This is a genomic window from Thermus sp. (assembly GCF_056332225.1).
In genome coordinates this window covers 34773-42109 of sequence record NZ_JBWGQW010000013.1, presented here as the reverse complement: position 1 = coordinate 42109, position 7337 = coordinate 34773, and the positions used below count along the sequence as shown (strand labels likewise).

At 70.7% G+C, this 7337-nt stretch carries 6 protein-coding genes; 5 read left to right on the top strand and 1 reads right to left on the bottom strand.

Annotated elements, in window-relative coordinates; translation table 11 throughout:
* A partial coding sequence (locus AC01Y6_RS04315) for an aminotransferase class III-fold pyridoxal phosphate-dependent enzyme (protein ID WP_476670387.1) occupies positions 1 to 1233 on the bottom strand: 1233 nt, incomplete at its 3' end.
* Between the two features lie 69 nt (positions 1234 to 1302).
* On the opposite strand from AC01Y6_RS04315, the gene AC01Y6_RS04310 reads away from it, so the two are divergent.
* The 5 genes from AC01Y6_RS04310 to fdhF are packed head-to-tail and all read left to right on the top strand — an operon-like array spanning position 1303 to position 7333.
* A complete protein-coding gene (locus AC01Y6_RS04310; protein WP_476670386.1) occupies positions 1303 to 2163 on the top strand; it encodes a metal ABC transporter substrate-binding protein in 861 nt (286 codons plus the stop codon).
* A gap of 7 nt (positions 2164 to 2170) precedes the next feature.
* Positions 2171 to 3214, top strand: coding sequence for a galactokinase (gene galK, locus AC01Y6_RS04305; RefSeq protein WP_476670385.1), 1044 nt, complete (start codon positions 2171 to 2173; stop codon positions 3212 to 3214).
* 15 nt (positions 3215 to 3229) lie between these two features.
* Positions 3230 to 4702 carry an NADH-ubiquinone oxidoreductase-F iron-sulfur binding region domain-containing protein gene (locus AC01Y6_RS04300; protein WP_347240933.1) on the top strand — a complete coding sequence of 491 codons (1473 nt, stop codon included), beginning with the start codon at positions 3230 to 3232 and terminating at the stop codon, positions 4700 to 4702.
* The gene (locus tag AC01Y6_RS04295) at positions 4692 to 5294 is read left to right on the top strand and encodes a 2Fe-2S iron-sulfur cluster-binding protein (RefSeq protein WP_428716357.1); all 603 of its coding nucleotides are present in this window, start codon (positions 4692 to 4694) and stop codon (positions 5292 to 5294) included. The genes AC01Y6_RS04300 and AC01Y6_RS04295 overlap by 11 nt, the downstream gene beginning before the upstream one ends.
* Positions 5294 to 7333 (top strand): formate dehydrogenase subunit alpha, encoded by a 2040-nt coding sequence (gene fdhF / locus AC01Y6_RS04290; RefSeq protein WP_476670388.1) that lies wholly within the window; start codon positions 5294 to 5296, stop codon positions 7331 to 7333. The genes AC01Y6_RS04295 and fdhF overlap by 1 nt, the downstream gene beginning before the upstream one ends.
* Positions 7334 to 7337 lie beyond the last annotated feature (4 nt).

Sequence of the window (7337 nt, the reverse complement as noted above, 5' to 3'; positions counted from 1 at the left end):
GGGCGGGGCCACGATGAGGAGGTTGTGCTTCACGAGGAGGTAGACCCCCTCCTGGAAGAGGGCCCGCACCAGGGCCCCCATGGCCGGGCTCAAGGGGGCGTGCCAGGGGGAAAGGGGCTCCTTGGAGGCCCGGTCCCGCACCAGCTCCACGGCGTAGAAGGCCCCAAGGCCCCGCACCTCCCCCACCAGGGGGTGGGCGAGGAGCCCCTCCAAGGCCCGGCGGAAGAACCCCTCCATGGCCCGCACCCGGGCGAAGATCCCCTCCTCCCGGTAGGCCTCGAGGGCGGCAAGCCCCGCGGCCACCGCCAAGGGATGCCCGGAGTAGGTGTGCCCCGTGGGCAAAGGGGTCTCGTCAAAGGCCCGGGCCAGCCCCTCCCGCAGAAGCACCCCGCCCAGGGGGACGTAGCCCGAGGTCACCCCCTTGGCGAAGGTGATGAGGTCCGGCACCACCCCAAAGCGCTCCGCGGCGAAGGCCGCCCCCACCCGCCCAAACCCCGTCATCACCTCGTCAAAGACCAGGAGGATCCCGTGCCGGTCGCAAAGCTCCCGCACCCCCTTGAGGTAGCCCTCCGGGTAGACGATGACCCCGTTGGAGCCCACCACCGGCTCCAGGAAGATGGCCGCCACCCGCTTCGGGTCCTCGTGGAGCAGAACCCGCTCCAGGTGGTCCAGGGCCCGCCTGGCCTCCTCCTCGGGGTCTTCCGTGAAGAAGGGGCTCCGGTAGGGGTAGGGGGCGAAGAAGTGCACCACCCCGGGAATGGCGGGCTCGGCGGGGAAGCGGCGGTTCTCCCCGGTGAGGGCCGCCGAGCCGTGGGTGGCCCCGTGGAAGGAGCGGTAGGCGGAAAGCACCTTGAACCGCCCCGTGAGGTGGCGCACGAACTTGAGGGCGTCCTCGTTGGCCTCGGTGCCCGAGGGGGCAAAGAAGACCCTTCCCCCCTCGGGCCAGGGGGCGAGGTCGGAGAGGGCCTGGGCGAGGAGGGCCCGCTTGTCGTGGAAGAGGCTCGGAGCAGCGTAGGCCAGGGTGGCCGCCTGCTCGGCGATGGCCCGGGCAAGCCTCGGGTGGCCGTGGCCCAGGTTCACCGCCACGAGGCCGGCGGAAAGGTCCAAATACCGGCGCCCCTCCGCGTCGTAAAGCCACACCCCCTCCCCCCGCACCACCAGGGGAGGGTCCAGGTCCCTTTGGGCCAGCCAGGGCGTGAGGACCCGCTTCCGGTGAAGGGCCTTGAGGTCCATTTGCCCCGATTATAGGCCCTTCCTCCCGGGGACCCGCGAAGGTCCGGGCTTGACGTAGGATTTATTGCCATGAGCCTCCGCTCGCTCGCGCTAACCCTCAGCCTCCTCCTGGCCCCCGCCCTGGCCCAGGTGCGGGTGGCGGCCACCACGCCCATCCTGGCCGACCTGGTCCGGGAGGTGGGGGGAAGCCGGGTGCGGGTGGTGTCCGTGGTCCCCCCCGGGGCCGACCCCCACACCTTTGAGCCCACCCCCGCCGCAGCCCGCGCCCTGGCCCAGGCGCGGGTGCTCTTCGCCAACGGGCTTGGCCTCGAGCCCTTCCTCCCCAAGCTCCTCGGCCTCCTCCCCCAGGGGGCGAAGGTGGTCAAGCTGGGCGAGGGCCAGCCGGGCCTCATCTGCGCGGAGGAAGAGGAACCCCACCAAAAGGAACACGCCCACGGCCCCTGCGACCCCCATCTCTGGCTGGACCCCGCCTACGCCCTCCGCTACGCCGAGCGCATCGCCAAGGAGCTCACCGCCCTGGACCCTCAGGGCGAGGGGCAGTACCGGGCCCACCTCAAACGCTTCCAGGAGGAGGTGGCCAAGCGGGACCGGGCCTTCCAGGCCTGTGGCCTCAAGGGGGCGAAGGTGGTGGTCCAGCACGACGCCTTCCGCTACTTCGCCCGGCGCTACGGCCTGGCGGTGGTGGGGGTCTTGAGCGGGGCCGGGGCCCAGGAGGTGGGGAGCAGGAGCTTTCTCGCCCTTTTGGAACGGGCCAAGCGGGAGGGGGTGAGGCTCGTCCTCGCCGAGCCCCAGTTCCAGGGAAAGGCCCTAAAAACCCTCGCCGAAGCCCTCGGGGCCCGGGTGGCCGTGCTCTACACCGACACCCTGGACCAGAGGGTGAGGAGCTACCTGGACCTCCTGGACCACAACCTGAGGGCCCTCTGCCCATAATGGGGGCATGGGCTTCCAGGAAATCTTCGGCGCCCTGCCCGAGGCCAGCGCCAAGGCTCCCGGGCGGGTGAACCTCCTCGGCGAGCACACCGATTACCAGGAGGGTTTCGTCCTCCCCGCCCCTCTCCCCTACTCCACCCGGGTGGAGGCGGGGCGGGCGGAAGGGCGGGTGGAGGCCTACAGCGAAAACGTGAGAGAGCTCCGCGCCAGGCCCCTGGAAAGCCCGCCCCAGGGAGATTTCCTGGACTATCTCCTCGGCGTGGTTCTGGCGCTGAGGGAGGCGGGCCACCCGGTGCCGGGGGCCCGCTTTTACGTGCGGGGCGAGGTTCCCATGGGAGCCGGGCTTTCCAGCTCCGCCGCCCTGGAGGTGGCCGCCCTCAAGGCCCTGAGGCTCCTCTACCGCCTCCCCTTGAGCGACCGGGAGGTGGCCGTCCTGGCCCAGCGGGCGGAGTCGGCCTACGTGGGGGTGCGCTGCGGCCTCATGGACCAGATGGTGGCGAGCCTGGGGGAGCTCGGGAAGGCCTTCTTCCTGGACACCCGCACCCTGACCCACGAGAACCTTCCCCTGCCCCCCAAAACCCGGGTCGCCGTCTTGGACCTCGGGCTTGGGCGCCGCCTGGCGGAGGCCGGGTACAACCAGCGCCGCCAGGAGGCGGAGGAGGCGGCGAGGCGCCTCGGGGTCAGGGCCCTTAGGGACGTGGCCGACCCCTCCCTGGTGGAGGGCCTCCCCGAACCCCTCAACAAACGGGCCCGGCACGTGGTGAGCGAGAACCTGCGGGTCCTCCGGGGGGTAGAGGCCCTGAGGCGGGGGGATGCCCGGACCTTCGGCGAGCTCATGACCCAGAGCCACCGCTCCCTCTCCCAGGACTACGAGGTGAGCCTCCCCGAGCTGGACCAGCTGGTGGAGGAGGCCCTAGGGGCCGGGGCCCTCGGGGCCAAGCTCACGGGGGCGGGGTTCGGGGGGGCGGTGGTGGCCCTCCTGGAGGAAGGCCGGTACGAAGCCTTCCGAAAGGCCCTCCTTTCCCGCTTCCCCGGGCTACGCATCCTTTAGGGATAAGCTGGAGGCATGGAAAAACCCAGCCTCCTCCCCCTCCTGGACGCCCGCCTGCCCCTCACGGAGGAAAAGGTGGCGGAAGCCGCCCGCCTGGCCGGGGTGCCCCTGGCCCAGGCCTGGGGGGTGGTGCGCTACTACCCCCGGTACCGGGGCCTTCCCCAGGGAAGGCTTCTGGTGGACGATCCCGTGGCCCGGTCCCGGGGCTTCCCCGGGCTTTTGGAAAGGGCGGACGGCACCCATCCCCCCTTGGGCCTCGAGGCCCTCTCCCCCATCTACCTCCGCTTCACCCCCGAGGGGCGCTTTTTGGAGTGGGGTGGGGGGTGGGTGTCCTTCCGGGAGTTCCGCCTCCCCTTCGCCCTGGGCCGGGGAAGGCGGCTCATCCCCCCGGAGCCCATCCTGAGCCTTTCCCAGCACCGGGCCCTGGGGGGTTTCTCCTGGCTTAGGGCCTGGGAAGCGGGCCAGCTTACCCCAGAAAGGGTCCTAAGGGCGGTGGAGGAGGCGGGGCTTTTGGGCCGGGGCGGGGCGGCCTTCCCCACCCACGTGAAGATGCGGGCCGTGGCCCAGGGGGAGCCCCCCAAATACCTGGTGGCGAACGCCGACGAGTCCGAACCCGGGAACTTCAAGGACCGCTTCCTCCTGGAGCACCACCCCTTCCTGGTCCTGGAAGGGGCCCTCCTCTCGGCCTTGGCCGTGGGGGCAAGCCGGGTCTACCTCTACGTGCGGGAGGAGTTTGAGGCGGCGATACTGGGCCTGGAAAGGGCCATCGGGGAACTGGGAGAGGCGGGGCTCCTTCCCGTCCCCACCGAGGTCTTCCGGAGCGGGGGCCTTTACATCTGCGGGGAAGAAACCGCCCTCCTCGAGTCCATGGAGGGCAGACGGGCCGAGCCCCGCCTGAAGCCCCCCTTCCCGGTGGAACGGGGGCTTTGGGGAAGGCCCACCCTGGTGCAGAACGTGGAGACCCTGGCCAACCTCCCCCTGATCCTGAGGGAAGGCCCCGAAGCCTGGCGAAGGGAGGAGCCCAAGCTCTTTTCCCTAAGCGGAGAGGTGGCCGAGCCCGGCCTCTACGAGCTCCCCCTGGGCACCCCCTTGGGGGAGGCCCTGCGCCGGGCGGGGGGTGAGCCCTCAGCCCTGAAGGCCGCCCTCCTGGGCGGGGCCGCCGGGGTCTTCACCCGGGACTTCGCCTTCCCCTTGCGCTATAGGGAAAGGCTCCCCCTGGGGGCGGGGGCGGTGGTGGCCTTTGGGCAGGAGGCGGACCTCTGGGAGGTCCTCCTGGGCCTCGCCCACTTCTTCCAAGAGGAGTCCTGCGGCAAGTGCTTCCCCTGCCCCTTGGGCACGGCGGTGCAGGCGGAGATGGTAAGGCGAAGGGAGCGGGACAAAGCGCTTCTAGAGGACCTTGCCCGCACCCTCAAGGGAAGCCTCTGCGGCCTGGGACAGAGCGCCTACTGGGCCTATCAGAGCCTTTTGGAGGTGGAAGGTGCGGCTTAAGGTAGACGGGAAGGAAGTGGAGGCCAGGGAGGGAGCCCTCCTTCTGGAGGTGGCCGAGGTCCCCACCCTCTGCCACCACCCCCACACGGAGACCCAGGGGCTCTGCCGCCTCTGCCTGGTGGAGGCCGACGGGCGCCTTCTGCCCGCCTGCGCCACCCGGGCCCAGGAAGGCATGGAGGTGCGCACGGAGACCGAGGAGCTTCGGACCTACCGCAAGACCCTTCTGGAGTGGCTTGCTCTCACCACCGACCTCTCCTTGGCCCCGGACCTCCAGGCCCTCCTTGCGCGGTACGGGGCGGACCCCGGGCGCTGGGGGGAGGTGGCGGGGCGGAAGGAACGGGAGGCCCTCCGGGACAACCCCTTTTTCCTCCGGGACTACGCCAGGTGCGTGAACTGCCGCCGCTGCGTGGACGCCTGCGGGGACGGGATCATGGGGGTCTACGCCCTGACCTGGGAGGGCCGCGGCCTCCTCGCCCACCCCACCACCCCCCTGGGCCGCCCCCTCCCCGAGACCCCGTGCGTCTTCTGCGGCAACTGCGTCCAGGTCTGCCCCACGGGGGCCCTGAGGCCCCTGGCCCTGGAGGTGGGATGATGCGCACCACGTGCCCCTACTGCGGCGTGGGCTGCCAGGTGGAACCCGAGATCCGGGAGGGCCGGGTGGTCCGGGTCCTGGCCCCGGACATCCCCCCCAACCACGGGACCCTCTGCGTCAAGGGCCGCTTCGGCCTGGACTTCCCCTTCTCAGGGAAGCGCCTCCTCTACCCCATGGTGCGGGACAAGAAGGGAGCCCCCTTGCGCCGGGCGAGCTGGGAGGAGGCCCTGGACCTGGTGGCAAAGAGGCTCCTCCAGGTTCTGGAGCAGGCGGGGCCGGAGGCCATCGCCGTCTTCCCCTCGGCCAAGACCACCAACGAGGAGGTCTACCTGGCCCAGAAGCTGGCCCGGACGCTTCTTTCCACCCACAACGTGGACCACTGTTCCCGGCTCTGCCACTCCTCCTCCACCGCCGCCTTAAGCCGCTCCTTGGGTGGGGCCAGCATGACCAATCCCCTGGAGGACATCCCGAAGACGGACCTCTTCCTGGTGGTGGGCTCCAACACCACCGAGACCCACCCGGTCATCGCCGCCATGATCAAGAAGCGGGTGCGGCAGGGGGCCGGGATGATCGTGGTGGACCCCCGGTACACGGGCATGGCCGAGGCCGCCACCCTCTGGCTCCGGGTGCGCCCGGGGACCGACGTCTTCCTCCTGAACGCCATGGCCCGCCACATCCTGGAGGAAGGCCTGTGGGACCGCCCCTACGTGGAGGCCCGGACCGAGGGGTTTGAGGCGTGGCGGGCTTCCCTGGAGGGGTACACCCTCGAGGCCGCCCAGGAGGTGACGGGCGTCCCCAAGGAAAAGATCGCCGAGGCCGCCCGCCTTTACGCCACCACGGAGAGGGCCGGGGCCTACTGGGCCATGGGGGTGACCCAGCACACCAAGGGCACGGCCACCGCCCAGGCCCTGGTCAACCTCGCCCTCCTCACGGGGAAGGTGGGCAAGGAGGGAGCGGGGCTCAACCCCTTGCGGGGCCAGAACAACGTGCAGGGGGCCGGGGACATGGGGGGCTTGCCCGACGTCTACCCGGGCTACCTGAAGGTGGCGGAGGAGGCCGTAAGGAGGAGGTTTGAGGCCTTCTGGGGGGTTCCCCTACCGGAAACGCCCGGCCTGCGCATGACCGAGGTCTTTGAGGCCATCCCTAAGGTCCAGGCCATCTACCTGGTGGGCGAGGACCCCGTGACCAGCGAGCCTTACCAGGACCACGTGAAGGCGAAGCTTCAGGCCCTCCCCTTCCTGGTGGTCCAGGACATCCTGGAGAACGAGACCACCCCCTTCGCCGACGTCATCCTGCCGGCGGCGAGCTTTTTGGAAAAGGACGGCACCTTCACCAACACCGACCGCCGGGTCCAGCGGGTGCGAAAGCTCCTGGACCCCCCGGGGGAGGCCCGGCCCGACTGGTGGATCACCGAGGAGCTGGGAAGGCGCCTCGCCCGGGCCCTGGGCCGCCCCTGGCGGGAGCACCCCGACCCCGAGAGCGTCTGGGAGGAGATCCGCCGGGCGGTGCCGGAGATGGTGGGGGGCATCTCCTACGCGCGGCTTGAAGGAGAGGGGGTGCGCTGGCCCTGCCCGGAGGAGGACCACCCTGGGGAGGGCGTCCTCTTCCGGGAGCGCTTCAACACCCCCACGGGCCGGGCCCGCTTCTTCCCCGCCCCCTACGCGCCCCCGGCGGAAACCCCTTCCCAGGACTTCCCCCTCACCCTCTCCACGGGCCGGGTCCTCTTTCACTGGCACGGGGGAACCCTAAGCCGCAACAGCCGCCTCAACGAGGCCTATCCGGAGATGCGGGTGGAGGTAAACCCCCAGGACGCAAAGCGCCTGGGCCTAGAGGACGGGGACCCCGTCTACGTGGTGAGCCGCAGGGGGCGGATTCTGGCCAAGGCCTGGGTCACGGACCGCACCCCGGAAGGGGTGGTCTACGCCCCCTTCCACTTCGCCGAGGCTCCCGCCAACCGCCTCACCCTGAATGCCCTGGACCCGGTGAGCCGCATCCCCGAGTACAAGGTGAGCGCCGTGCGCCTGGAAAAGGCCGACTAAGTAC